Genomic DNA, 24,604 nt, shown 5'->3' with positions numbered 1-24,604 from the left:
CCTTCAGAATGATCCTTTCGCCCCTTTTAATTAAACAGCTTGTTGTGTCGCCGCCGTTGTTCTGCGCGCCCATGGCCGGCGTCTCGCACTGCGCGTTCCGCAGGCTCGTTGCCGGTTTTGGCGGTTACGGGGCATTGTTTACGGAAATGCTGTCCGGCAGGGCGGTGCTGCATGAAAAAGCGGGGGAGAGTCCGTTTACAAAACGCAGGCCGGAGGAGGAAACGGTCTGGTACCAGCTCGCGCTGAACGGGAGGGAAGACATCGCCTCCATCGTCGAGCGTATGGCGGCGGTCTCACCCGCGGCGCTCGACCTCAACGCGGGCTGCCCGGCCCCGGAAATGGAGCGCCAGGGAACGGGCGTGTCGCTGTACGCGGACGCCGCGCGTTTTGAAAGAGTGCTAAAAACGCTGCGGAGCTGCTGGGGCGGCCCTCTCACGGTCAAGTGCAGGCTGTGGAAAAGCGAGACCGACTGGAAGCCCGAGTTTCGGAAGCGTCTCAGGATCATCGAGGACTGCGGCGCGGACGCGCTGTTCGTGCACCCGCGTTTTTTCAAGGAGAAGCTCAAACGCCGCGCGCGATGGGAATTCTTCGAATGGATCTGCGAACAGACAAAACTGCCGGTGATCGCCAACGGCGACATCGGCTTCGTCGAGGATATCGAACGGAATGCGGACGCGTTCGCGGCGGTAAAGGGCCTTATGATCGGGAGACAGGCAATCGTGCGGCCGTGGATTTTCCGGGAATTCCCAATACAAGGTACCGGAACGAGTGCAACGCCAGTTGATTACGCCGGCGTGTTCAGACAGTTTTGTGATTATGTCAACGAAGACTTCCCGCCTGAAAAGGCAATCGGAAGACTCAAGGAATTCATGAAATATTACGCGTGCAATTTCTTTTTCGGGCACCGGCTGAGGACGGCGGCGCAGAACGCGCAGACGGTTGGGGAACTAGTTGATACGGTGATGAGGTTCCTGCTGGAAAATCCGAGAGTGGTGGACCGGCCGTCCGTGGCGGGTTTGTAGCAGCTGTAGTTCATTTGAGGTCCTGGGTCTTTCTCTGCCCGGGAAGGGTTTTCTGCCAGAAACCACTTTTTATTTCTTTACGACCTTGTCCCGCCCGTTATTGCTTATATTACCATTGAGCGTTGTCAGCCCTGCCGCAATAAAAGCCGAAAAATAATCAAGTGTGTTTTGGGATTGACATAGTTGAATTAGCGACTTTATTTTAAAGAACACGGGCCAGAGATCAAGGATTAACAAACAGGAATAATCTGCCGCTATTGCCAAGTCTGGTAAGGCATCTGTTTGCAAAAACAGGCATCCCCGGTTCAAATCCGGGTAGCGGCTTTTACCATGGAACAAATGCGTTGCTATCGCGCAAGGTACCAATCGAAATAGCATCGAAAACTGGTCAAACCAAATCTTCGGGAGGCCATTATGAAGAAATTCACTGGTTCCTTTTTCCTTTGTTTTTATGCACTAGTGTTCATTATTCACCCCGTCATGGCCTGGAACCAGTCGGAAGATGAATGCCTTGGCAAGGCCTGTGTTTCTGGCTGGACGCAGTTGGATACACCCTATGGCGGAGCAAACATCTCCGCCGTGGCAATCCGCTCGCCCTCGCTTATGGTTGCTGCAAACGACAGCGGCGTGTATCGCGCCACATTCAACAACATCTACGGTACATTGGAATGGAGGCTCCTGGAGAAATTTCCAGTAACTTCAATTGCCATTTATGTGGATTCGGTGTTTCAGGATACGAGCATTTATATAGGAAGCATGGGCCGCGGGCTGCTGGAATTACGGCCGATTCGGTCGACCTTGAGAAGCCCGGCAAATGGTGCAAAGGACGTATCATTAAATCCGCTCATGTTCATCTGGCCGGCCTCGGTTGGAACGGCACCGTATACTCTCATTGTCTCCAGCGATAGCGGATTCAATAATTGGGTATTTTCCAGCAGCATGAATACAACCTATTACGTGGTGAATTCCTCGCCTTTTTTACCGCTCACCACATATTTCTGGCATGTTAATGCGTTCAACGGGGGCAGTCCCTCTTCGACTTGGTCTTTCACCACAGCATGCTCCACGTGCGTGGGATTCACCTATATGGCGTTCCCCGACAGCGTTGCCATTATAGGAACATACTTGACCGACCCGTATGTGAGGGCCGTCGCGGTTGATGCAAAGAGGACATTATATGTAATCTCACAGCCGTCGCCTTCAAGTCAATACACCGTTTCCCGTTCTGTAAACGATGGCCAAAACTGGACCAATTTGGGAAGGCCGGCAACCAACCCGCCCGACACCCTGACGGCATTGACGGTCGATCCCCAGGGCCGCCTCTTTGCAGGAACCACAAACGGGATTTTCATTTACCGATCCGGCTCATGGGACAGCGTCGGCACGGGCCTTTCCTATTTGCAATTGCCGGACCGGCACATCAACGCCCTTGCTTCCGATGATGTCAACCACTTGTTTGCCGGAACCAACGGCGGTGCGTATTATTCCATGGATTCGGGCGCCACCTGGCAGATGCTCGGCGGGCCGGGTTTGCCGAACATAGTTTCGGCACTTGCCGCGGGAAGTCCGGGCGCAATGACGCCCATTGTGGGAACTGAAACCGGAATGTATGAATATATCGCCACCACCCAAGGCGGCAAACCGGCTCAATCATCCATGAAATTTCTTTCCGGGAATTCCCTGCGGTTTACCACCGCTTTCGAGGCCGGGAAAATTGACATAAGAGTGTACGACGCGAGGGGTGTCGAAAAGATGCGGTTGGTACCGGAGAAAATCGGGTACGGCGACTATGAAGTCAGATTTGACGGCGCTCGTTTATATAATGGAATATATTTCGTCAAGATCAAGGCCGGATCTTACCTGGAGATAAGAAGAGTTTTAGTAACCCGGTGATAAGGGTCATTTGTTCATCGTAAAGCCGCCCTTGGTTTTTTCGACACGGCCCAGGCCTATTACGCCCGGCGGCTCGACCGGCTCCTCACCACCAACGCGCGGTACGGGTTTACAAGAAGGATATTCGGCGCCCAGGTCGGATCGTTTGTCGAGATCATCAACCTGCTCAATTACAAACCGGTGCTCGAATACGAATTCAACGGCACGGGTTTCCAGCCCATAACGCCGTTCGGGATTACGCCGATCGTGGGGTTTAACGTAAGGTTTTAAGGGATAGTTCCGATAAATCTCCTGTCGCCCTCGACCCCGCCTTTGACGAATACTATTTTCAAGGCATGAAGCAAAAATCATCAACTAACGCCTTTCAATCGGCTACGGAACTGCATAATGTTCTCGCGCCGCTCCGTTCCCAAGGCAAAACCCTCGTCACCACCAACGGCTGCTTCGACATCATCCACGCCGGGCATATCAAGTACCTTGCCGAAGCTGCCTCCCTCGGCGATATCCTTGCCGTGGGCGTCAACTGCGACGCCATGGTGCGGGAGCTCAAGGGAAAGGGAAGGCCGTTGCAAAGCGAGCAGGACAGGCTTGCCATTGTCGCGTCGCTTTGCATGGTGGATTTTGCATTCATTTTCAGGGAGAGCGATCCCCGCGCGTTCATCGAAATCCTCAAGCCCGACGTTCATGTGAAAGGCGGGGATTATTCAGAAAACATCATCGAAAAGCCTGTGGTGGAAAAATACGGCGGGAAAATCAGAATCGTTTCGTTTTTAGAGGATCATTCAACGTCGTCGCTCATAAAAAAGATGGCCGGGAAAGCGGGGTAGATTTTTCAATGCCGAGCGCCGCAACATTTGAATATTTTTTATTTTCATGGTATCCTTAATTGTTTCCTGGTCCCCGCGCAAAATCCTCCATTAAGGAGAGAAGAGCAATGCCGAAATCAGACGCCTCAATCAAGACGCTCGAGAGCAAGCTGAGCCAATCCCCCTCGTCCCTTGTGTTTTCGCGGCTTGCCGACCGGTACCGCAAGAACGGCGAGTTCGAGCAGGCCATCAGCGTATGCGAGGAGGGCCTCAAGAGCCACCCGGACAGCGTGACCGCCCGGGTCATCCTCGGGCGGTGCTACCTTGAGCAGGAGAAGCACCAGGAGGCGATCGCGGAGCTCACCAGGGCCGCACAGCTTGACAGGCGCAACCAGGTCGCGGTGAAGCTGATCGCCGACCTCTTTGCCGCCCAGGGCGAACGGGAGAAGGCGGGCGATTTGTATGCGTGGCTGCTGCGCATGGACCCGGACAACAAGCCGCTCATCAAGCTTTCGGCGACCTTCCGCGGGCCGGGCGAAACCAACATCCAGAACATCATCGGCCAGGGCAGTTGGGCGCCGCAGCCCGCTGCCGAGGAAGAATTCAGCGTTTCGGCGCCGTCGGACGTCATCGTCGACGCGGACCGGACGATCCAGATGGACCGCATTCCCCTCGAGGCGCCGCAGCAGCAGGACAGTGTTGACTTTGGAGAAATGCTCGTCAAGACGCAGCAGTTCGACGCCGCACAGCTCGGCGCGGCGCCGGAACAGGCCGTTGAGCTCGGCATGGAGACGTCCGAGACCCAGGGCGGGGTCGTCACCGGCGATGACATCAGTTCGCGCATGGACACCCTGTTCGGCGAACCCGAGGCGCCGGCGCCTGCGGCACCGGCGGAGGCACCCGAGGAGCCCGTGACCGAGGTTGCGGGCAAACATGAGGGCGCGGTCACCGGCGACGACGTCAGCTCGCGTTTGGACACCCTGTTCGGCGAGCCCGAGGCACCGCCGGTTTCCGCCGAGCCGGAACCCCCGGCGGCGGAAGTCAAGGAGATCACCCTGGAAACAGTTGACAAACACGAGGGGAATGTCACCGGCGACGATATCAGCTCGCGCATGGACTCCCTGTTCGGTGAAACCGGGGCCCCGGCGGTTGCCGCGGAGGCCGATGCTCCCGCCGAAATACCCGTACAGGTGCCGGAACCTTCGGAGTCCGCAGAGACACTCGCGGCCTCGCCCGAGCATGATGCGCTGGCCGAAACACTTGCGGGCGAGCCGGGGCCGGAAACGTTCGAGCATGTCGACATCGGCGCTGACCACGGCATGACCCATATTGAGACGTCGGCGCAGACCCGCGCCGACGCCAAAGACGACTGGGTGGTTTCCGCAAACGACATAAGTTCCCGTCTCGAGCAACTGTTCGGCCAGGGGAAACCCGAGGCTCCCGAAGATCTTGGGCCCGAGGCCGAGTTCACGCAGGCCTTTGAAACCGAGGAGATAGATGGAGCGGCAAAGGATACCCAGCCGAAGACGTCGCTTTTCACCGCGCCGACGCAGGAGCTCAAGCGCGACGAGTTGCGGCCCATGGAGGCCACGGAAATCTCCGCCGAAGACGTCACTTCGCGGCTCAACGCGATGTTTGAGGACGCACCCGCACCCGAGCCGCTGGGACAGGACACCGATCTGTCAAGCAAGCCCGCGGTTGAAACCGAGGAAGCCCCTGTTTTTGACGTTGCGTCCTCCTCGAGCGCGAGCAGCGCCACCGAAGAGATCAAGGTCCCGGACGCGGACAAGGCGGCCGCAGAGCCGGCCGGCCATGAAATTTCGGGCGACGATGTTGCGCAGCGGCTTGAAACCATTCTTGGCGATGGTGAGGAGGAGGCGGGGCACGACTCGGCCGGCACCGACGTGATCCCGGCCGAAAAACTTGAAACGCCGCGCTCGGAGGAGGAAACAAAGCATCCGCTTGCCGGCGCAGACCGTCCCATCATCGTCGGCGACGAGGATTTGGAAGGCGGAGCCGAAACAATAATCGCGCCGAGGGCAAAGCTGTCTCGGGGAAAAACCGGCGATATGGGCAAGGAGCCCGCGCCGGCCATTGACGATATGGAAGAGGAAGACGCGTCTCCCGGCATGTCGGGCGACGACGTGGCTGAGCGGCTGGACAAGATATTCCTCGACAGCGTCACCAAGGGCCGCGACGAGACGACCGCAGGGCCCGGGGCCGGTCTTGACAAGGAAGACGATGCGGTGACCCAGGCGTTTCGCCCCGGTCCGGAGGAAAACGCCAAGGCGAAGGACGCTGAAACGGACAAGACCATGCCGCCCGCTCCCGGTGATGAAGAGGAAGCGGTGCTGGAGGTGGACACGCTCGACATGGGACGCGAGCCCGAGGAAAAAACCGTGCTCATGGACGAGGACGCCGGCGGGGAGACCATGGCGGCGGAGGAGGAGATAATACCGCCCGAGGAGGAGACCATGCTTGCGGAGGAGGAGACCATCCTTGCCTCGGGCAGGGACCCGTTCCTTCCGAAACCGGCCGCGGCGCCTGCAAATATTGACGAAAGCGAAAAAGACGAGACCGTGCGCGCCGCAAAGACGCCCGCCGCGGGCGGTGACATTTTCAAAGAGGAACTTCAGGCGGAAACGCAAAAGGAACCCGGCGCGACGAAGTCCCAGGAATATGACATCCCCGACCATGTGCTCACGCCCACGCTTGCCGACATTTATTTCCAGCAGGGCCAGCCGCAGCTCGCGCTGCAGATCTACCGCAGGCTCCTGTCCGCAGACCCGGACAACGAGCGCATGGCGAAGAGGATCGCGGAAATAGAACGCAGCATCGAGACCCAGGAGGCCGAAGAAACGGTGGCCGTCGAACGCGCCAAAAAGAAAACCGCCTCCCCCAAAGAACCGGCGGCGCCGTCTCAGGAAAAAAAGCCGAAAAAATCGTCCGGACAAAAACCTCTTGCGGGCGTGCGGATCAAGCGGAAGTACAAGGCGAAAAGAAAGAAAATCAAATAGGACATTGTCGGTATCCTCGTGTCCCGTGCTATGGCCAACAAACGACTTTCCCGCATAAAAGATTTCCTTGACAAAGGCTCATTCGCCAGCGTTTTCATTTCCGACACCGTTGACGTGGAATATCTCACCGGGTTCCGGTCTTCAAACGCCTATTGCATCGTTACGCGGCGCCACAACCTCCTCTGCTCCGATTTCCGGTACCGGGAAGCGGCGGTGGCGTTCTGCAGAAAGCGCCGCGAATGGAAATTCCTTGAAATCAAGGAAAATGATTTTTCATCGCTCGCGGGAGCGTTCGGCGCCCAGGGACCGGCCGGATTTCAGTCCCACGTGATGACCGTTGACCAGTTCCGCTTGCTCAGGGCACGGTGCCCCGGCGTGCAATTTTTGCACCTTCCAAGGGAATTCCAGGATATTTTTACACCGAAAATGCCCGGAGAAATTCTTTGCATGCGTAAAGCAGCCGCCATCGGTGACAAGGCCTTCGCCGCCGTGCTCCGGTCCGCCAGGCCCGGTATCACCGAGATTGAGCTTGCCGCGGTCTGCGAAGACGCCTGCCGCAGGCTCGGCTCCGAGCGGCCGTCGTTCGACACCATCGTGCTGTTCGGCCGCAGGGCCGCGCTCCCGCACGGCCGGCCGTCCAACGTCCGGTTGCGGCGCGGGGACTGGGTGCTGTGCGACTTCGGCTGCACCGTGAGCGGGTTTGCGTCGGACATGACCCGCACCTTCGTGATGGGCAAGGCGTCGGCGCTGCAGAAAAAATTGTACGCCGTGGTGCTGCGGGCCCAGGAAATAGGCAGGCATGCCGTTGCCGCGGCCGTCAGGGCAAGCGACATTGACAAATGCGTGCGCCTGGAAATAGCGCGGGCGGGATACGCCCCGCTTTTCGGCCACGCGACGGGGCACGGCCTGGGCCTGCGCGTACATGAAAAGCCTCGCATCGGCGGCAATGACAAAACTATTTTACAAAGCGGCACCGTCATCACCATTGAGCCGGGCATCTACCACCGCCGGTTCGGCGGCGTGCGCATCGAGGACATGGTCGTGGTGCGGGACCATGGGGGCGAGGTACTCACGAAATCGCCGCGCCACCTCATCGAGGCGGGAACAAAATGATCGATATCAACAAGCTGCTCAAGACGATGTTCGAAAACAAGGCGTCCGACCTGCACATCCGCGTGGGCACGCCGCCGACGTTCCGCATCAACGGCGCGTTGTTTCGGGCGCAGATGGAGGCGGTGTCGTTCCAGGAAATGGAGCAGGTGTGCGCCAAGATCATGCGGCCCGACCAAAAGGAGACCTTTGACAAGACCAACGAGCTCGATTTCGCCATGGGCCTCAAGGGCGTGGGCCGCTTCAGAATCAACGCCTCGCGCCAGCGCGGAACGCCGTCGCTCGCCATCCGGTCCATCAAGACGCTCATTCCCGCGTTTTCGGAGCTCAACCTTCCCAACGTGATCCTCGACCTCGCCATGAAAAAGCGCGGCCTCATCCTGGTGACCGGCACCACGGGCAGCGGCAAATCGACGCTGCTGGCCTCCATGATCGACCACATCAACGAAAGCACCGCCGTCAACATCGTGACCATCGAAGACCCCATCGAGTACCTTTACAAAGACAAAAAGAGCATCATCGCGCAGCGGGAGGTAGGGCCCGACACCTTCCGGTTCGCCAACGCGCTGCGCGCGAGCTTCCGCCAGGACCCGGACGTGATCCTCATCGGCGAGATCCGGGACAAAGACACCATGGAAACGGCCATGAGCGCGGCCGACACCGGCCACATGGTCATGAGCACGCTCCACACCATGAACACCATGGAGACGATCTCCCGCGTGCTGTCGTTTTTCCCGCCGCACCAGCACCAGCAGGTGCGGCTCGTGCTGTCCAACGTGCTCGTGGCCGTGGTTTCGCTGCGGCTCCTGCCGAACAAGGCGAACAACGGGCGCGTTCCCGCCGTCGAGATCATGATCAACAATGCCGCGATCGCCGAATACGTCCTGAACCCGGAAAAGGCTCACCTTATTTTGCCCGCGATCTGCGAAGGGTACACGCAGTACGGGTCGCAGTCGTTCGACCAGTCGCTGCTGCAGTTGTACCGCGACGACCTGATCACGCTCCAGGTGGCCAAGCAAAACGCGACCAACCCCGACGACTTCGAGCTCAGGGTGAAGGGGGTGGAAGGGACCAGCGACCGTCGGTGGATCACATAAGATCGATTGATGATTGCAGAATGTAGGTTGACAAGAAAGAAAAAGGGAGAAACTATGAGAAGACTGGCGATGATTGCGGCGGCGGTGTGCATGGTTGTCTGGACCGTGGGCGCTGAAAGCGTCGCGAAGATCACGTCCTTCGAGGGGAACGTGAGCATCCTCAAGAAGGGCGCGGCCGACTGGCGCGACGCAAAGCCGGGGTCCGCGCTCGAGGTGGGCGACCAGGTTTACACCCGCGAAGAAAGCTTCGCCGAAATACGCTACGCCATCGGCACCGTGCTGCGCATGGACGAAAAGACCAAGGTGACCATCGAGGAATCGTCCGAAAAGACCATACGCACCAAGAGCGGGCTCGGGAGCGTATGGGTCAACATGCGCAAGCTCATTTCCTCGGGCAAGCAGTTCGAGGTCGCCACGCCGACTGCCGTGGCCGCCATACGCGGAACCGTGTTCGACTTTTCATATACGCCCGATTCCGCCACCTACGTCAACGTGTTCGAGGGCAAGGTGGCGGTCGGCCCTTCCGACAGCTTGAAAAAGCAGCTCGACCAGGAAAAAAAGAAGGAACAGAAAAAGGAAACGGTAAAAAAAGAGCACATCGAGGTGCCCGGCCCCGAAGAGATCCCCGGCCCCTACGAGGTGTCGCTCGAGCAGTGGCTTACCATCGTGGCCGGCCAGAAGATCTCGGTGCGCAAGGACGGCAAGTTCGCCAGGGAAAAAATGGACATGGCGGCGGTGCAAAAGGAGAAGTTCGTGAAGAAGAATTTGGAGCTGGACAAGGAGTTGATGAAGGAGAAAGTGAAATAATAAATTGTTTTCCGACTGATAAAGAACGCCGGTTGCTGGTGAGCAGCCGGCGTTCTATCTTTTCTGTCGGGGGAAGGGCTCTATACTTTTTGATATAACAATTTCTCCCACCACGCCTTGTTGTCAAGATACCATTTGATCGTCGTCCGTATCCCCTCATCGAATTTCACCCTCGGCTTCCACCCCAGCTCGCGCCTGATCTTCGCGGCGTTTATGGCGTAGCGCCGGTCGTGGCCGAGCCGGTCGGTCACAAAGGTGACGAGGCTTTCGGGTTTCCCCAGCTCCTTGAGGATGAGCTTGACAATGTCGATGTTTCGCCGTTCGTTGGAGCCGCCGATGTTGTACACCTGGCCGGGTTTTCCTTTGGCAAGCACCGCGGCAACGGCGCGGCAGTGGTCGGAAACGTGCAGCCAGTCGCGTATGTTAAGGCCGTCGCCGTACACCGGCAGCGGCAAATCGCGCAGCGCGTTAGTGATCATGAGCGGGATGAGCTTTTCCGGGAACTGCAGCGGGCCGTAGTTATTGGAGCAGCGCGTGACGATGACCGGGAACCTGAAGGTCTCGAAATACGCGCGCGCGACAAGGTCACTGCCCGCCTTGCTCGCCGAATACGGGCTGTTCGGCGCAAGCGGGGTTGTTTCCGAAAAAGCACCCTTGCGGCCGAGCGTGCCGTACACCTCGTCGGTGGAGATGTGGATGAAGCGTTTTTTGCCGGCCTTGCCCTTCCAGGCGTTTTTCGCGCTTTCGAGCAGGTTCTGGGTGCCCAGGACGTTGGTGAGCACGAATGCGGCCGGTCCCTGGATGCTCCGGTCGACATGCGACTCGGCGGCGAAATGCACCACCGCGTCGACGTCGTGACGGTCGAATGCGGCGGCGCAAGCGTTCCTGTCGCAGATGTCGGCCTTGACAAAAGTATACCTGCTGTCGTTCTCAACCGAACGCAAATTGTCCGGGTTGCCGGCGTAGGTGAGCGCGTCGAGGTTGACAATGGAGCAGTCCTTGCGTGACGCAAGCATGTGGAGGACGAAGTTCGAGCCGATGAACCCGCAGCCGCCGGTGACGAGAAGTTTCATGGAAGATGAGCTCCTGAAGTAAATTATTTAAAATTTCATTTGGTTGTCACAAGCAACATATACAATGATGACATTAAAATTGACGCTGAAATGCCATAGTCCATTCACCGCGTAATGGCAACCTTAGAGCGGGCAAAAAGCCTACGAGCGCAAATCCCGTTTTAATTCGCCATTTTCCCCCTGCTTCAGTTAGATCTGGCCCGAAAACTCCTGAATAATAAATTGGGGGATGCTTCTTTCCTTGTTCAATTAGGTGTTTTCCTGAAGTAAGGTAGGAGGCCCGAATTGGCATTTTCTTAATGAATTCTATTTTATATTCAGAAATTATGCCGTCAATTGAGCCGATCCCCGGAGTCCCACCAGTCGACAAATCATCCTGAACGGTCCCTTTGAAAGTGTGTCCGTCAAATTCGCTTATGTTAATTTCAAATCGGGTTTCAATATAGGGAATTAATTTCCGCATTAACCAACCGGAATAGCGGTACGACCCTGTCCATTTACCGATCATTTTTTAAAGATTCCAGTTTTAGGTTGCTTCTAATACCGCGACCGAGGGCCAATAATCATTGATGGCCCTTTTATACCAGCGTGTCTCCCGAGTAACTTTTATTCTTGATTTTTCTTTCCAATTCATCAATATACTTTTCGGACTCCTTCAACCCTTTTCCAGAAATGTCTTGATACTGCTTAACGGCTTCGCCCTTGCTGCCTTCTTTGAGCAGCGCGTAAAGCCGGGTGTCGAGGTTTCGCTGTTTTCTATGGTCGTGGGCGTCTTTGCCGAAATGTTCCGCGATGGCGGACAGGTAATCCTCCAGGCGGGACATACTTCTTGCGCTGTCGGCTTGGATTTTGTCAACGCCGTTGATCAGGGTTTGCTGGTGTTGATTTGAGGATTTAAGCTGCTTTAGGATTTGAAATAATAAGATTGTAGCGATAATTGATAGTGTTATCAGCAGAACAAGTAAGATTCCCATATTTTTTCCTGCCTCAGATTTTAATTATCATTAATAAATCAAGGTAAGAAAGCTTTCTCTTAATCAACTACCCTCCGCGGGTGCGCCCACCAAAAGTGTGAATCTTGCCGCTGTCGGTACCCGGCCGCACCCAGGAAGGGGTGCGGGTGCAGATCGCCACCGCTTCCGGCCTACATTTTCTTTTCTGTGAAGGAGGCGGTGGAAGCTGCACCCCAGGGGGAAACCTCCCCCTCCAATACTATATCTTTTTCTCTTCCTCCAAATATTCCTCCAACCCCATCTCCCACCTCGGCATGGTATTCATCAGCAGCTTTTTCAGTCTCTCATTCTCCAATACGCTGTTTGCCGGTCTCGGCGCGGGCCGCGGGAACTCAGCCGTCGTGCAGGGAACCACGTTTGCCTTTATGGCGTATGCCTTCACAATCGCGCTTGCAAAGTCAAACCAGGAGCACGACCCCTCGTTCGTTCCGTGATATATCCCGAAATGCTCGGATTGCATCAGGGAAAGCAGCTGCCGGCAAACGTGCATCGTGTAGGTGGGTGTGCCGATCTGGTCGTTGACCACCTTGACCGGTTCGCCCGTCACCGCGCATTTCTGTGCGCGGCTGCGGATGGTCTTGAGGAAATTGTTTCCCCTGGTGCCGTAGAGCCAGGCCACGCGGACGATGAAGCACCGGTCGTAGGTTTCGGCGAGCAGCTTCTCTCCCTCGAGTTTGGATTTTCCGTACACGGAAAGGGGGTTGGGCTTATCCGTTTCCACATAGGGCGTTTTTTTCATCCCGTCGAAAACATAGTCGGTGCTGAGGTGCACGAGCTTCGCGCCGCACTCCGCCGCGGCAAGCGCGAGGTTTTTCGCGCCGTCGGCGTTGACCGCGAACGCCTTCGCGGTCTCGGATTCGCATTGGTCAACAGCGGTGAACGCGGCGCAATTGATGACGGCCGCCGGGCGGTACCGCGCCACCGCTTTCGTGACGCTGTCAAGGCGCGTGATGTCAATGCCGGGGAAATCCTCGCCGTGCACGGCGAAGCCTTTGGCGGCGGCGGCGAGCATCATGTCCCGGCCGAGCTGGCCCCGGTGCCCGACAACGAGAACGCTCATGGGCTTGTCTCTGTTCGGGGTGGACATCATTCCTACTGCAGCAGGGTTTTGCATGAGTCAAGGATCGGGTCGGCAATGGCCCGGCCGCCCCGCATGCCCTGCCGCACCGGGAGCGAGTGCTCCTTGAATGCCCAGCCCTTTACCTCGGAGAATTTTCCGTATTCGTCCATGGCTTCCAGGGCGCTGACGTTGGTCTGGATATGGGCGAGCACCTGCTGGGCGAGCAGCGCGGTGAGCACGGTGTTTTTCGATGAAAACTCGTTGAAGATTGCTTTAAGCACCTTTATCTGCCGCGCCTTGAAATCCTCCAGGCCCGAAAGGGTGGGCTTGAGAAACGTGGAGAGCTGCTGGTTGGTGAGTTTCTGCGGCCCCCGGGAGAGGTGCATGTAGCCGGCCGCCTTTTCGTCAACGTCGACGTTGTTGATGCCGCCCAGGGCGCCGGCGACCCTGATGATGTCATCCTTCTCCAGAACGCAGAATTTCGAGACGCGCATGTCCAAGATCTGCTCCACGAGCGAGCTCACGAAACCGCCGCCGCCGAACAAAAACGCCTGGTCGAGCGTGGTGCAGCCCTGGGCGAATTCCTCCACCGAGGTTTCCGAAGGGAGGCGCACCAGGTGGAATGAGCCGGTCTGGTACTGGACCGAGCCGAAATAATAGACGGTGGGGACGCCGCAGAACACGAAGTTGAACGGCATGCGGCGCGTCATGAAGCTTGTTTTGCCTTTTGTCAAAAACGAGAAGCGCTCGGCGGGCGCGGCTCCGGCGCCAAGCGACGTCACCTGGAACGGCCTGTTATCGCCGTACACGGCCGCGGACTGGCCCGAAATCAGGTTGATCGCCTCGCTGCCCGCGACGCGCTCGACCAGCAGCATCCCGTCCAGGGTGCTCACGTCGGTGCGGCCCGGGTTGATCGTAATGGTGAAATCGGCGCCGCCGCCCCCGACCGTGACGTTGACCAGCGGCGTGGTGATCTTGAACAGGTCGGTTTTCGCCCCGTAGGCGATTTTGTACCACACGGTGCCGGATTTCTGGAACAGCGCGGTGGTCAAACGGCCGCCCTCTGCCGCGGCGATCCTGTCGGCGGCGAGCTCCGATGAATGGTCGATGTCGATGTGCGAGAATGCGGACACCGACAGCTCGGCCTGCGATTTCTCCCTGGTGACCACGCGGTCGCCTTGGTTGATCTCCATTCCCTCGGCGACGGGCCGCGCCTTGCCGTCCGGCGCGATCACCGATAGGGTGTCGAGAAAAAATTCCACGCGCAACTTGTTCGGCTCTCTTTTCAGAGTGACCGGGTTGGGCATGGTGCCCACCTGCAGCTGCTGGTTGTCGGTGATGGGCCGGGCGAGCTCGAACTGCGAGATGTCGGAGGTCGGCCGCACGCCGGCGACCTTGAGGATCTCAAAATGGGTGGTGCCGGGCGGTACGCTGTACTGGCCGGGCCTCAGCACGTTTCCGGTGATGGTGACGGTGTAATTGTCCCACGCGCCGCTCCGGTCCGGAAAAACAAGCGGGCGCACTTCGGAAACCAGCCGCCACGCGATTGCGGCGGCGAGGATCGTGTACACGACATGCCGTGCGATCCGCTGTTTGTCTTTTTGCGATGTGCTCATACTCACTCCCTGTATTTTTCCCGCACGATCCGCCATTGGCCGCTTACGAACTGCCAGATGATGGAATACACGCGGTGCGTCGAGTCCGCGCCCATGGCAACGGTGGCGGCGCAGTCAGTCTCGTAAAACGGCATCGCCACCGGCTCGGGCCAGATGCTGTCGATGGCGAGAACGGGCGCGGTGCCGTCCTGGCGGAACAGGCCGCTTTTTTCATATTCCCATTCGGTAAATCCTCCGCCCGGATATTTAAACCGCGCGGTGTCGTAAAAAGAAAGAAACCGCGTCAAGTTCTTTTCGTTGAGCGCCCTCTGCCATTGCCGCAGGCTGTCGCTGAGTCCGGCGAGGGGCGCGGCGTCGGCGGAAACGGCCTGGACGATTCGCGCGGCCGCTGAATCCGACGGCGGCGCCTTTTGCCCTGGCGCGAGCGCCTCAAGCGACGAGCCGGCGCGGGGGCCGAGAAACCGTATGGGTTCCTTGTTACCAATATAAGATATTTTTCCCCCGGCGGTGCCTACGCCGAAAAATTTCAGGGCCGCCGGGACGAAGGGGGCGCAGAACAGGAGGGCCAGGAGGATCCAGAAGGTTTTTCTGCGCAGCAGGTGCTTTGCAAATGAGAGGGACATGGCGGTGTAGTGGGGGGCCGAATACACCAGCGTCTGCATGGCGCCCTTGAGTTTGGATTCAAAGGCAAGGCCCATTTCCCGCACCGAAAGCTTGCGCTTTCCCTCCTCATGGTCGTCCTCGTAGGTGTATTTGTAGGCGTAATAGCGGTAATACCCGTAGTAGTACGGATAGTAGCCGCGCGAATGGGAGATGCCGTTGAGAACGGCCCCGGCCACCGAGCAGCCGATGCGCTTGAGCTGGTTCTTCGCCTGCTGCGCGGCCTTCACGGGCGTCCAGAGCGCCCGCACCACCATGATGCACGCGTCGACCTTCGGCGCCATGCTCAGTCCGTCGCTCACCGGCAGCAGCGCGGGCGAATCGAAGATCACAAAGTCGGCCATGCTGCGCAGCGCGGCGACGAGCTGCTCGAAGCGGGCGCCGCCGATGAGCTCCGCCGGGTTCTGCGGATGTTCGCCGGCCGTGATGACGGAGAGATTGTCGTGCACCGTTTTCTTGATGATGCCCTCCACGCCGCTCGTGCCGAGCAGGAAATCGGAGAGCCCGTTTTTTTTGGGAAGGTTGAACAGGGTGTGCATCTGGGCGCGGCGCAGGTCGCCGTCAACGAGGATCACTTTTTTTCCGTCGAGCGCGAAGGTGATGGAAAGGTTGGCGGCGAGCGTGGTCTTGCCCTCGCCCTTCACCGCGCTGCAGACGATGAACGTTTTTATCCGCCGGGTCTCCGCGAGGTGCTTGAGCGTGGCCCGCAGGGCACGGAACGGCTCGAGAATGGTTTTCCATTTGGCGACCGAACTGTCGATGACCGCGTTTTCCAGCTCGATGGTGGGCACGATGCCGAGCAGCGGCACCTCGAGCGCGCGTTCGGCGTTCTGCGGGTCCTTGATCGACTGGTCGAGGAACTCGACGAGAAACGCGAGCGCGACGCCGAGCAGGAGCCCGATGAGGATGCCCATGAGCATCTTGCCGATGTTCGTGCTGGAAACGGTGGCCTCGGGGAGCGGCGCCGGTTCCAGGATTTTGAGGTCGGATTCCTGCGAGTCGCGCTTTATTTTCGCCTCTTCGTACCGCGTCTTGAGGAGCTTGAGCACGTTCACGAGCGACTCGGTCTCTCTTGTCAATTGCGCGAACTGGAGTTCGACCGCGGGGAGCTTGAGGAGGTCCCCGTCGAGCTGCTTGATGAGCTGCTCCTGGGCGGCGCGCCTGGCCTCGTTCGCGCTCTTTTCTATTGAGAGGTTGACCACCTCCTGGAGGAGCGACTCGCGGATCGGGTTCTTGATGAGGGTGCGCGATGCCGCCTCCTGCGTGATGTCGCTCTTCATCGCCGCCTGTATCTTTTCGATCTGCCCCTTGATCATCTTGACCTTGAAGTGCTCGGGGCTGTATTCGGCGGAGGCGGCGTTGAGCTCGAGCTCGAGCTCGGCGAGCCGCGCCTGGAACGGGTTGTTGTAGGTCATCGACTGGATCACGTTGATGTCCTGCTGGTTGATCTCCTGCCGCAGCCCCGTGAGCCGCTCCCGGCTTTCCAGCATGTCAAGCTCGGTCTTCTGCTTGGCCAGCTCCATCTCCGACAGCTTGGAGATGGTGATGTTCGTTTCGGTGGACAGCTGCACCGTGCGGTTGTTCTCCTTGAACTCGCGCAGGGAGTTTTCCTTTTTGTCCAGATCCACCTGCATCTTCCCGATCTGGTCCTCGAGGTTGACGATGAGCCTCGTGAGGTCCTGTACGGTCACTTCTTTCATGTACTCGGTGTATTCACGGCAGATCTGGTTGGCCACCGTCTGGGCCATCCTTGGGTCTTTGTGCTTGAACACGATGTCGACGATGTCGGTTTTCTCGCCGTTGCTCTGGCCGCGGGTGACGGTGAGCAGCGGCAGGATTTCTTCGGGCGTGATCTTGTTGCCGAGCGATTCGGAGACGCGCTTGAGCACCACCTGGGACTTGAGCAGCTCGAGGTGCGTGTTGAACCGCTGCTCGTCCCGGGTCCACGACGCCCATGAGCCCATGTCGCCGACCATGACTTCCTGGTAGCCGGGCGAGAACAGCATGCGGGCGTGGGCGGGATAATACCTCACGGCGTGGAAATAGGTGAACAGGGAAACCAGCACCGCGGCTGCGGCGACGGCGATGATGATGTTTTTCCTGCGCACCAGAACGCCCAGGTAGCGCATGATGTCGAATTCGGAATCTTCGTCGGATTCAGCCTTCGGGTCGCGTCCGGCGGCGGGTCCGGGGGAAAAATCAGCGCCGGCGCCGGTGGCGCGGGCCGGCACGGTCGCGCCGGGCGGAACTTTGGGTCCCGGTCCGAGCTGGTCATGCGCCTGTCCCTGCGGTTCCATTTCCCCGCCGCGGGCGGATGTAAAGCTATACGGGGGGCGTGACGGGGGTTCGGGCGGCGGCTGGGCCGGGTCGGGCTCGTTGGCAACGGATTCGTCGGACGACGCCCTGCTCTCATTGAGCTTCTGGATGATGTCGCCCAACCGGAATTTTTTTTTGCCTTGGTCTTTCATCAGCCGTGCTTTCGCATGTCGTCAAGGATGAGTCCGATGTCTTCACCGCGGATTTCCGGGAGCTCCTGCGCAAAGCCGTAATTGAGCGCGAGCTTGCAGAGCCGGTTGATCTCGCGCGGAACGCCGCCGGTGGCCCTGAAAATCATCTCGAGCGCGGGTGCCGCGAAGATCCCGAGATTTTCCGGGCCGGCGATGCGCAGACGGTGGAGGACGTATTTCGTGGTGTTGTTGTAGTCGAGGGTGTTGAGGTGGAAGCGCAGGAAGATGCGCTGGTCCACCTGCCGCAAGGCGCGGATTTTCTCCCGCATCTCGGGCTGGCCCACGAAGAAAATGGTGAGGTAATTCTGCGTTTGTGAGGTGATGTTTGTGAGGTTTTTCACCTCGTCGAGGACCTCGTTGGCCATCTGCTGGGCCTCGTCGAAGATGAGCACGAGGTGGCGCTTCTCCTCGTAGGCGAGCTTTTCCAGCTTCTTTTTGAACAGGGCCATCAGCAGGTACTTGTCGTCCCTAGTCGCCTGGGCCTCCTCGCTCGAAAGATCGAGCCGCGCCTCGCGGAACGTGGTGCGGGTCACGATATCGTAAAGGATGTCGAGAAAGGTGAAATTCGAATTCTCGAACCCGATCACCTCGAAATGCTGCTTGGGGAGTGAGCTTTCGAACACGCTTTTCGTGATGGTCTTGCCGCAGCCCACCTCGCCGGTGAGCAGGCCCATGTTCATGTTGCGGTCGTTGACCACGTACAGCATCCGGTCGAGCGCTTCGCGGTGGTCGTCGCTTTCGAAAAAGAACCGCGTGTTGCAGAGCTCCTCAAACGGTTTTTCCTTGAGCTTCCAGAATTTGAGGTATCCCATAGCGCCGATGTCCTTTTGTCAAGACGCCGCGGCTGGACGCGCAGGAGCGGGGAGGGAATGGTGCGGGTTTATTTGGCCATGTACTGCGAATAAATAACTATTTCCATGGAGAGAATGATGACTGTAAGCACCGTGGTGATGAGCGCCCACGGGATTTCGAAGCTTTCCGGCACATACATGGTGTCGCCTGGGTAGAGCACATATTTTTTGGTGTCTCGCTTGCCCTCGCCGCCCCACAGCGTCTTTGTTTCCACCGTAACAATAGAACCGTCGGCCCGGATGATGCGGATAGTTTTGATCCGCAGGTTTTGCAGCCCCCCGCACATTGCGACGGCCTTGAGGATATCGATCGGCTCGTAAATTTGATATTGGCCCGGCTGGCGCACGGCGCCGATGATATAGATTTTGTTCGAATAATATTCCTCGATGGACACTGAGACAACGGGATTGTTGACGTAGGACGACAATTTGCCCTGCATGATTTTCACGAGTTGGGCGCAGGTAAGGGTGGCCACGTCGAGTTCGCCGATCACAGGATAGTTTATTCTGCCATCCGGGCGGATCTTGTGCCTGCCGGAAAATTCCGGGTGCTCCACCACCGAAATTGAAATGACGTCGCCGGGCTGAAGAACGTACTCTTCGGTTTCGCCGAAACAGAGGGTAACTAATGCCGCGATAAACAAAAGAGCAAGGGTCGGTCGCTTAATTCGTGTGTGGACAAAGCACCCGCCTCGGACTGGTGAAGAGTCTTCAGAAAACATCATGTCCCCGTTTATTCCAGCCCTTTTGTGGGAAAATTATAAATTTTTCTATATAATTACGAAGATAGAAATGTTAAATTTTCCTGCCTAAGGATTTTCAACGCAAGAGAGTTAATTATAAGTTATTTACATCCTTATTATCAAGTGAAATATACTTATTGTATAGAGTTCTCAGGGAAGAATAACTGGTTTATTCTTTGGATAAGGAATCTTGCGGGGAAACAGCCTGTTTTCTCTGAAGGGAGGCGGAAGGACCCGTTTTTTCGGGAAGAGCGGGGCTTTTCTCCGGCTCAATCTGTTTTGAGAAAACGGTCGCTGAATCGGGCAAGGGCTTGGCCGAGGGGGCCGGCGCAGGAGCGGCAGCTGGGGGCGATGATGAAATTCTCGGGTGGAGCCGCGGAGGAGAAGGTTTTTTTACAGGATTCGGATTCATGCTGTCGGAGGATTGGGCTTTATACGGTTTGACCGTGTCGGCTTTAAACGAAGCCGGGGGTACTGCAGCCATCGGTTGCGGTGAATTTACGGGTTTGTTTGTTTTTGCTGGAAGTGAAAAAAGACGGTTGCGCCCTGGCGAGGAAATCGAAAATGAAATAGTGGTACCGGACAGGGTGAAATAGAGTTGAAGTCCTGCTGCGACAAGCAGAACGCCAAGGATTGCTGCGGTAAGTTTTGCCGGAAGGCCGGAATTTGATCGCCGTTTCATCGACGATCCCTTTTTGGTCACCACGAGGTTGTGGTAGGTCTGCTGGAACACAAGCCTCATCTGCGATTCAAAATCTGAAAGGTCCTCGGCCGGTATTGGGACCGGTACCGCTTTTTCGTTCTGCGGATCAGTGTTGTTGGACAGGTGCTTTGTCTGCTGCGCTTCGTACCATTCACCAAAAGGAACGTCGCGGGAACCTGCGGCGAGGTAGTTTTTTTGGATCTTTTTTAAAAACGGCACAAGGACCGCCATTGCTTCGGCGTGGCTTTTTCCGTGCTTCCTCATGTCAATATAAGTGGTACGAATGCTTGGCGCTGCAAGCGTATAAAATGCGGAAGGATCCCCGTTGCCGGCAAGGTGGACCAGCAGGTCTTGCGGCGACTGAATTGAAGTCATGCATGTAAAATAAATCCGTGTAAAATCCGGTATTGCCTAAAGTTGTTGGAATATGACAGCATGAGGTATTTTAGCAATTGCAAAGCAAGGTAAAATTTGACTGATAAAATCGGAATTTTTACAGGATTTTTACGGGAACGTTAACATGCCCGGCAATGCCGACACTTGCACCGAACAGGATTTGCGCTTTATGTCGCTGGCCGTGCATTTGGCTGATAGCGTAAAAGGCGCCACGTTTCCCAATCCCGCCGTGGGCGCGGTCATAGTAAAAAAAGGAAACATCGTTGGAAAAGGCGCGACATCGCACTGCGGCGGACCGCATGCCGAAATTAACGCCCTTGCGGCGGCAAAGGAAAAAGCGCGGGGCGCGACGATGTACGTCACGCTCGAGCCCTGTTGTCATTTCGGAAAAACGCCGCCCTGCACCGCGGCGATCATCGGTGCCGGAATAAAGCGGGTGTGCGTTTCAACCAAAGATCCGAACCCGCTTGTCAACGGCAAGGGTTCCGGCATTCTTAAAAAAAACGGGATCGAGGTTGTCACTGGCCTCATGGCGCATGAAGCGGAACGGATCAACGAAGACTTTTTTTTCTGGATAACCCAAAAGAGCCCATGGGTGAGCCTAAAACTCGCCATGACGCTCGACGGAAGAATCGCCGACGCGGCGGGCGCATCGCAATGGATCACCTCAAAAGATTCAAGACGGTATGGACATTATTTGCGCGCCAGGAATGCGGCGGTCGGGGTCGGCCGCGGCACGCTGATCAAGGACAATCCAAAGTTGACCGTGCGCCATGGAAAAGGCTCCGATCCGGTACGGTTTGTCTTTTCTTCAAAAGCTTCAGTGCCATCCAATAGTTATTTTGTAACAATTGCAAAAAGGCGCCCGCGCAGTATTCTTGTCGTGGCAGGCGGCGATGCCGGTTCAAAAGAAAGACGTGAGAACGGCGTCGAAGTCTGGCGCACCGGCACAATCGACAGGGAAAAAAACCTGCGCTCATTTTTGCGGATGGCGGGGAGTGAAGGAATTTCTTCGATTCTCATTGAAGGCGGAAGCGCGCTGGCTTCGTCGTTCATCGAAAACCGGCTGGTCAACCGGCTCTATCTGTTTTACGGCAACAAAATTCTCGGCGGCGGTTTGCCTGGTCTGGCGTTTTCACGCCGGCTTGCACTTGACAAAAGCATGACGCTCGGCCGAATCGAAATCAAGAGGCTCGGCGGGGATGTCATGGTCACCGGTCTTCTGGCCAGGAGATGAAACATGTTCACCGGAATCATTGAGACGCTGGGCACCATTCGGGAAGTCCGCCCCGGGGACCGTGGCTTTGTGCTCGGCATAGAGCCTGTCATGGCGCCTTTTGAAGTCCTGCCAGGGGCCTCGGTATGCGTGGACGGAACATGCCTCACGCTGGAATCGCAACGCGGCGCCGTCCTGTATTTTACCGCGGTCGCCGAAACGCTGTCGCGGACGACGCTGAAGACCAAACGAGCGGGCGACATGGTGAACCTCGAACGCGCCCTGCCGGTGCAGGGCAGGCTCGACGGCCATTTCGTGCTGGGACATGTCGACGGCGTGGCAAGCATCGCGGCCGACCGCAGCATCGGCAATAGTATGGTGCGCACGCTCAAGGTGCCGGAATCCCTTTCTCCGTTCTGCGCGGAAAAGGGCTCCATCGCCGTTGACGGCGTCAGCCTGACCATCGCGGCCGCGGCCGGCAATGAGATCGGCGTGGCGCTCATCCCGTTCACGCTCGAAAAGACCACGCTCGGCCGCAAGCGCCCGGGCGACGGCGTGAACGTCGAATGCGACGTGCTCGCGCGGTACCTTTTGCGCCTGCTCGAGGCCGGGACAATTGGCAAAAAGGACATCACGGGGTCCGCCGGCTCGCTGGCGGATTCCCTGGAAAGGGCCGGATTTTGACGCAGTATAACGACGTGGAAGCGGCGATCGCCGAATTCCGAAAAGGTAATTTCGTCATCATCGTCGACGACGAGGACCGGGAGAACGAGGGCGACCTCGCCTTCGCCGCGGAGCTGTGCACCGCGGAGAAGATCAACTTCATGGTGAAATATGCCCGCGGGCTCGTCTGCACCACCATGGAAGGGGAGAGGCTCGACGAGCTCGGCATCCCCATGATGGTGTCGGTAAACACCTCGCGCTTCGAGACCGCGTTCACCGACAGCGTTGACGCGCGCGAAGGAACCACCACCGGCATCTCGGCGGCCGACCGTGCGGTCACGGTGCTTGCGCTGGTCAATCCCAAAACCACGCACAAGGATTTCGTGCGGCCCGGCCACATGTTCCCCCTGCGCGCCCGCGAGGGCGGCGTGCTCGTGCGCAGCGGCCAGACCGAGGCCTCGGTGGACCTGGCGCGGCTTGCCGGCCTGTACCCGGCGGGCGTCATCTGCGAGATCATGAACGAGAACGGCACCATGGCCAGGCTGCCGCAGCTCAAGAAATTTTCCGCCGAACACGGCATACGGATCGTCACCATCGCCGACCTCATCCGCTACCGCACCGCGCATGAGCATTTTGTCAAGTGCACGGCCGCCGCCGAGCTGCCGACGCGGTTCGGCCGTTTCGTCGTCAAGTGCTACGAGGACATCCTGAGCAAGGGCGTACACGTCGTGCTGCAGAAGGGCGACATCAAGTCCGCGAAGCCGGTGCTGGTGCGCGTGCACTCGGAGTGCTTCACCGGCGACATCCTCGGGTCGCTGCGGTGCGAGTGCGGCGACCAGCTTTCCGTTTCCCTGGAGCGGATCGGCAAAGAGGGCGGCGTCATGCTCTACCTGCGCCAGGAGGGCCGCGGCATAGGGCTGGTCAACAAGATAAAAGCATACGCGCTGCAGGACAAGGGGCTTGACACCGTGCAAGCCAACGAGCAGCTCGGGTTCCCGGCCGACCGCAGGGACTACGGCATCGGCGCGCAGATCCTCGCCGACCTGGGCATACGGTCGATCCGCCTCATGACGAACAACCCGAAAAAAATCGTGGGGCTGAGCGGGTACGGCATCGAAATCGTGGAGCGGGTTCCCATCGAGATTCCGGCGCGCAAGGAAAACGCGAGATACCTGAAAACAAAAAAGGAAAAACTCGGACACCTTCTCAAAGGAGGAGCACAATGTCAACCGTGACCGAAGGACTGCTGAATGCATCGGGCAAGCGCTTCGCGATCGTCGCGAGCAGGTTCAACGAGCTGATCAGCAAGAAGCTGCTCGAAGGGGCCATCGACTGCCTGCTGCGGCACAACGGCCAGCAGGAGAACATCACCATCGTGTGGGTGCCGGGCGCCTTTGAGATCCCGCTCGTGGCCAAGAAGCTCGCCAAGTCGGGCAAATACAGCGCCGTGATATGCCTGGGCGCCGTGATACGCGGCGGCACCCCGCACAACGAGTACATCGCGGCGGAAGTTTCCAAGGGCATCGCGATGGTCAACCTTGAGTTGGAAGTACCGGTCATTTTCGGCGTGCTCACCACCGACACCATCGAGCAGGCGGTGGAGCGGGCCGGCACCAAGAGCGGCAACAAGGGCTGGGACGCGGCGCTGTCGGCCATGGAGATGGCCGATGTGCTGGAAAAATTAAAATAAAGATAGTCACAGAAGCACAGAGAACACGGAGAAAAAAGGTGACAATTGCTATCTAGTCATTTATCCTGAATACTTTTTTTAATTTTTTCTGTGTCCTCCGCGTCTCTTTGGTGACTCTTTAAAACCCTATGCAACAGAACAGACGAAAATCCCGCGAGCTCGCCCTGCAGACCCTGTACGCCTGCGAAGTGGGCAACACCGCCGAGTTCGGCAGCGTTCTCGAAGGAATCGTTCACGACCAGGGCGACGATTCCGGGGCGAAGGAGTACGCCGGCGTGCTCGCAGGAAAAACGCTTTCGTCGATCAAGGAGATCGACGCACTACTCGGCCAGCACGCCGCGAACTGGGACCTCAAGCGCATGACCGTCATCGACCGCAACATCCTGCGCATGGCCGTGGCCGAGCTCCGCTTCTGCGCCGACGTGCCCTTCAAGGTGGTCATCGACGAAGCGGTGGAACTTGCCAAGCAGTACGGCACCGACGATTCCGGCAAGTTCGTCAACGGCGTGATTGATTCGATCCACAAGGAGATGCTGCTGAAAAAAGACGAAGGTGCGTGAAAGTACCGAATTAAAAGGTCGCGCTGATTCCAAATTTTTCACCGCTTTTCTCATTGCCGTCCGTCAAAAAAGAAGGTGCGCCAGAGCACGGAAAGGCTCGC

22 protein-coding genes and 1 tRNA gene are annotated in these 24,604 nt (G+C 57.8%); 13 read left to right on the top strand and 10 right to left on the bottom strand.

Features of this window, described 5'->3' with window-relative positions:
• Positions 1-8: 8 nt before the first annotated feature.
• The 3 genes from VLX68_13510 to VLX68_13500 all read left to right on the top strand — a co-directional run bounded on the left by VLX68_13510 (position 9) and on the right by VLX68_13500 (position 2,915).
• Entirely contained in the window at positions 9-1,022 is a 1,014-nt protein-coding gene (locus tag VLX68_13510; GenBank protein HUI93258.1) for a tRNA-dihydrouridine synthase family protein, read from the top strand.
• 250 nt (positions 1,023-1,272) lie between these two features.
• Positions 1,273-1,346, top strand: a tRNA-Cys gene (locus tag VLX68_13505).
• Between the two features lie 90 nt (positions 1,347-1,436).
• Positions 1,437-2,915 (top strand): hypothetical protein, encoded by a 1,479-nt coding sequence (locus tag VLX68_13500; GenBank protein ID HUI93257.1) that lies wholly within the window; start codon positions 1,437-1,439, stop codon positions 2,913-2,915.
• Between the two features lie 6 nt (positions 2,916-2,921).
• Here VLX68_13500 and VLX68_13495 read toward each other — a convergent pair whose 3' ends face one another.
• Complete coding sequence (locus VLX68_13495) at positions 2,922-3,266, bottom strand: hypothetical protein (GenBank protein HUI93256.1); 345 nt, start codon at positions 3,264-3,266, stop codon at positions 2,922-2,924.
• Between VLX68_13495 and VLX68_13490 the strand changes: the two genes are divergently transcribed.
• The 5 genes from VLX68_13490 (at position 3,251) to VLX68_13470 (ending at position 9,752) form a co-directional block, all read left to right on the top strand.
• The gene (locus VLX68_13490; GenBank protein ID HUI93255.1) at positions 3,251-3,742 is read left to right on the top strand and encodes an adenylyltransferase/cytidyltransferase family protein; all 492 of its coding nucleotides are present in this window, start codon (positions 3,251-3,253) and stop codon (positions 3,740-3,742) included. The two genes, VLX68_13495 and VLX68_13490, sit on opposite strands and share 16 nt — an antisense overlap.
• Before the next feature lie 107 nt (positions 3,743-3,849).
• Complete coding sequence (locus VLX68_13485) at positions 3,850-6,738, top strand: tetratricopeptide repeat protein (protein HUI93254.1); 2,889 nt, start codon at positions 3,850-3,852, stop codon at positions 6,736-6,738.
• Positions 6,739-6,768: 30 nt separating this feature from the next.
• Positions 6,769-7,851, top strand: coding sequence for a Xaa-Pro peptidase family protein (locus VLX68_13480; GenBank protein HUI93253.1), 1,083 nt, complete (start codon positions 6,769-6,771; stop codon positions 7,849-7,851).
• On the top strand, positions 7,848-8,945 hold the full coding sequence (locus VLX68_13475) for a PilT/PilU family type 4a pilus ATPase (GenBank protein HUI93252.1): 1,098 nt from the start codon (positions 7,848-7,850) through the stop codon (positions 8,943-8,945). Before VLX68_13480 ends, VLX68_13475 begins: the two co-directional genes overlap by 4 nt.
• Before the next feature lie 54 nt (positions 8,946-8,999).
• Positions 9,000-9,752 (top strand): FecR family protein, encoded by a 753-nt coding sequence (locus VLX68_13470; protein ID HUI93251.1) that lies wholly within the window; start codon positions 9,000-9,002, stop codon positions 9,750-9,752.
• An 80-nt stretch (positions 9,753-9,832) separates the two neighbouring features.
• Here VLX68_13470 and rfbB read toward each other — a convergent pair whose 3' ends face one another.
• From rfbB to VLX68_13425, 9 genes are all read right to left on the bottom strand, one after another.
• Positions 9,833-10,825, bottom strand: a complete 993-nt coding sequence (rfbB, locus tag VLX68_13465) for a dTDP-glucose 4,6-dehydratase (protein HUI93250.1) — start codon at positions 10,823-10,825, stop codon at positions 9,833-9,835.
• 73 nt (positions 10,826-10,898) lie between these two features.
• Complete coding sequence (locus tag VLX68_13460) at positions 10,899-11,333, bottom strand: hypothetical protein (protein HUI93249.1); 435 nt, start codon at positions 11,331-11,333, stop codon at positions 10,899-10,901.
• Between the two features lie 70 nt (positions 11,334-11,403).
• On the bottom strand, positions 11,404-11,799 hold the full coding sequence (locus VLX68_13455; GenBank protein ID HUI93248.1) for a hypothetical protein: 396 nt from the start codon (positions 11,797-11,799) through the stop codon (positions 11,404-11,406).
• Positions 11,800-12,037: 238 nt separating this feature from the next.
• Positions 12,038-12,928 (bottom strand): dTDP-4-dehydrorhamnose reductase, encoded by an 891-nt coding sequence (rfbD, locus tag VLX68_13450; GenBank protein ID HUI93247.1) that lies wholly within the window; start codon positions 12,926-12,928, stop codon positions 12,038-12,040.
• Between the two features lie 2 nt (positions 12,929-12,930).
• Positions 12,931-14,514, bottom strand: a complete 1,584-nt coding sequence (locus VLX68_13445; GenBank protein HUI93246.1) for a FecR domain-containing protein — start codon at positions 14,512-14,514, stop codon at positions 12,931-12,933.
• Between the two features lie 2 nt (positions 14,515-14,516).
• On the bottom strand, positions 14,517-17,642 hold the full coding sequence (locus tag VLX68_13440) for a polysaccharide biosynthesis tyrosine autokinase (GenBank protein HUI93245.1): 3,126 nt from the start codon (positions 17,640-17,642) through the stop codon (positions 14,517-14,519).
• Positions 17,642-18,493, bottom strand: coding sequence for an AAA family ATPase (locus tag VLX68_13435; protein ID HUI93244.1), 852 nt, complete (start codon positions 18,491-18,493; stop codon positions 17,642-17,644). Before VLX68_13435 ends, VLX68_13440 begins: the two co-directional genes overlap by 1 nt.
• Before the next feature lie 68 nt (positions 18,494-18,561).
• Positions 18,562-19,257, bottom strand: coding sequence for a polysaccharide biosynthesis/export family protein (locus VLX68_13430; GenBank protein ID HUI93243.1), 696 nt, complete (start codon positions 19,255-19,257; stop codon positions 18,562-18,564).
• A gap of 187 nt (positions 19,258-19,444) precedes the next feature.
• Positions 19,445-20,353 carry a hypothetical protein gene (locus VLX68_13425; GenBank protein HUI93242.1) on the bottom strand — a complete coding sequence of 303 codons (909 nt, stop codon included), beginning with the start codon at positions 20,351-20,353 and terminating at the stop codon, positions 19,445-19,447.
• A gap of 145 nt (positions 20,354-20,498) precedes the next feature.
• On the opposite strand from VLX68_13425, the gene ribD reads away from it, so the two are divergent.
• From ribD to nusB, 5 genes are all read left to right on the top strand, one after another.
• A complete protein-coding gene (gene ribD, locus VLX68_13420) occupies positions 20,499-21,611 on the top strand; it encodes a bifunctional diaminohydroxyphosphoribosylaminopyrimidine deaminase/5-amino-6-(5-phosphoribosylamino)uracil reductase RibD (protein HUI93241.1) in 1,113 nt (370 codons plus the stop codon).
• A 3-nt stretch (positions 21,612-21,614) separates the two neighbouring features.
• Positions 21,615-22,274: a riboflavin synthase gene (locus VLX68_13415; GenBank protein HUI93240.1), complete on the top strand. Its 660-nt coding sequence runs from the start codon at positions 21,615-21,617 to the stop codon at positions 22,272-22,274.
• Positions 22,271-23,488, top strand: coding sequence for a bifunctional 3,4-dihydroxy-2-butanone-4-phosphate synthase/GTP cyclohydrolase II (locus VLX68_13410; protein HUI93239.1), 1,218 nt, complete (start codon positions 22,271-22,273; stop codon positions 23,486-23,488). Before VLX68_13415 ends, VLX68_13410 begins: the two co-directional genes overlap by 4 nt.
• Entirely contained in the window at positions 23,476-23,943 is a 468-nt protein-coding gene (gene ribE / locus VLX68_13405; protein HUI93238.1) for a 6,7-dimethyl-8-ribityllumazine synthase, read from the top strand. The genes VLX68_13410 and ribE overlap by 13 nt, the downstream gene beginning before the upstream one ends.
• A gap of 128 nt (positions 23,944-24,071) precedes the next feature.
• Positions 24,072-24,503: a transcription antitermination factor NusB gene (gene nusB, locus VLX68_13400; GenBank protein HUI93237.1), complete on the top strand. Its 432-nt coding sequence runs from the start codon at positions 24,072-24,074 to the stop codon at positions 24,501-24,503.
• The last annotated feature ends 101 nt before the right edge of the window (positions 24,504-24,604 follow it).

It is taken from the genome of Chitinivibrionales bacterium, assembly GCA_035516255.1.
Lineage (GTDB): Bacteria > Fibrobacterota > Chitinivibrionia > Chitinivibrionales > FEN-1185 > FEN-1185.
Note: the sequence above shows the minus strand (reverse complement) of the source record. Positions and strands in the feature narration are given on the sequence as shown.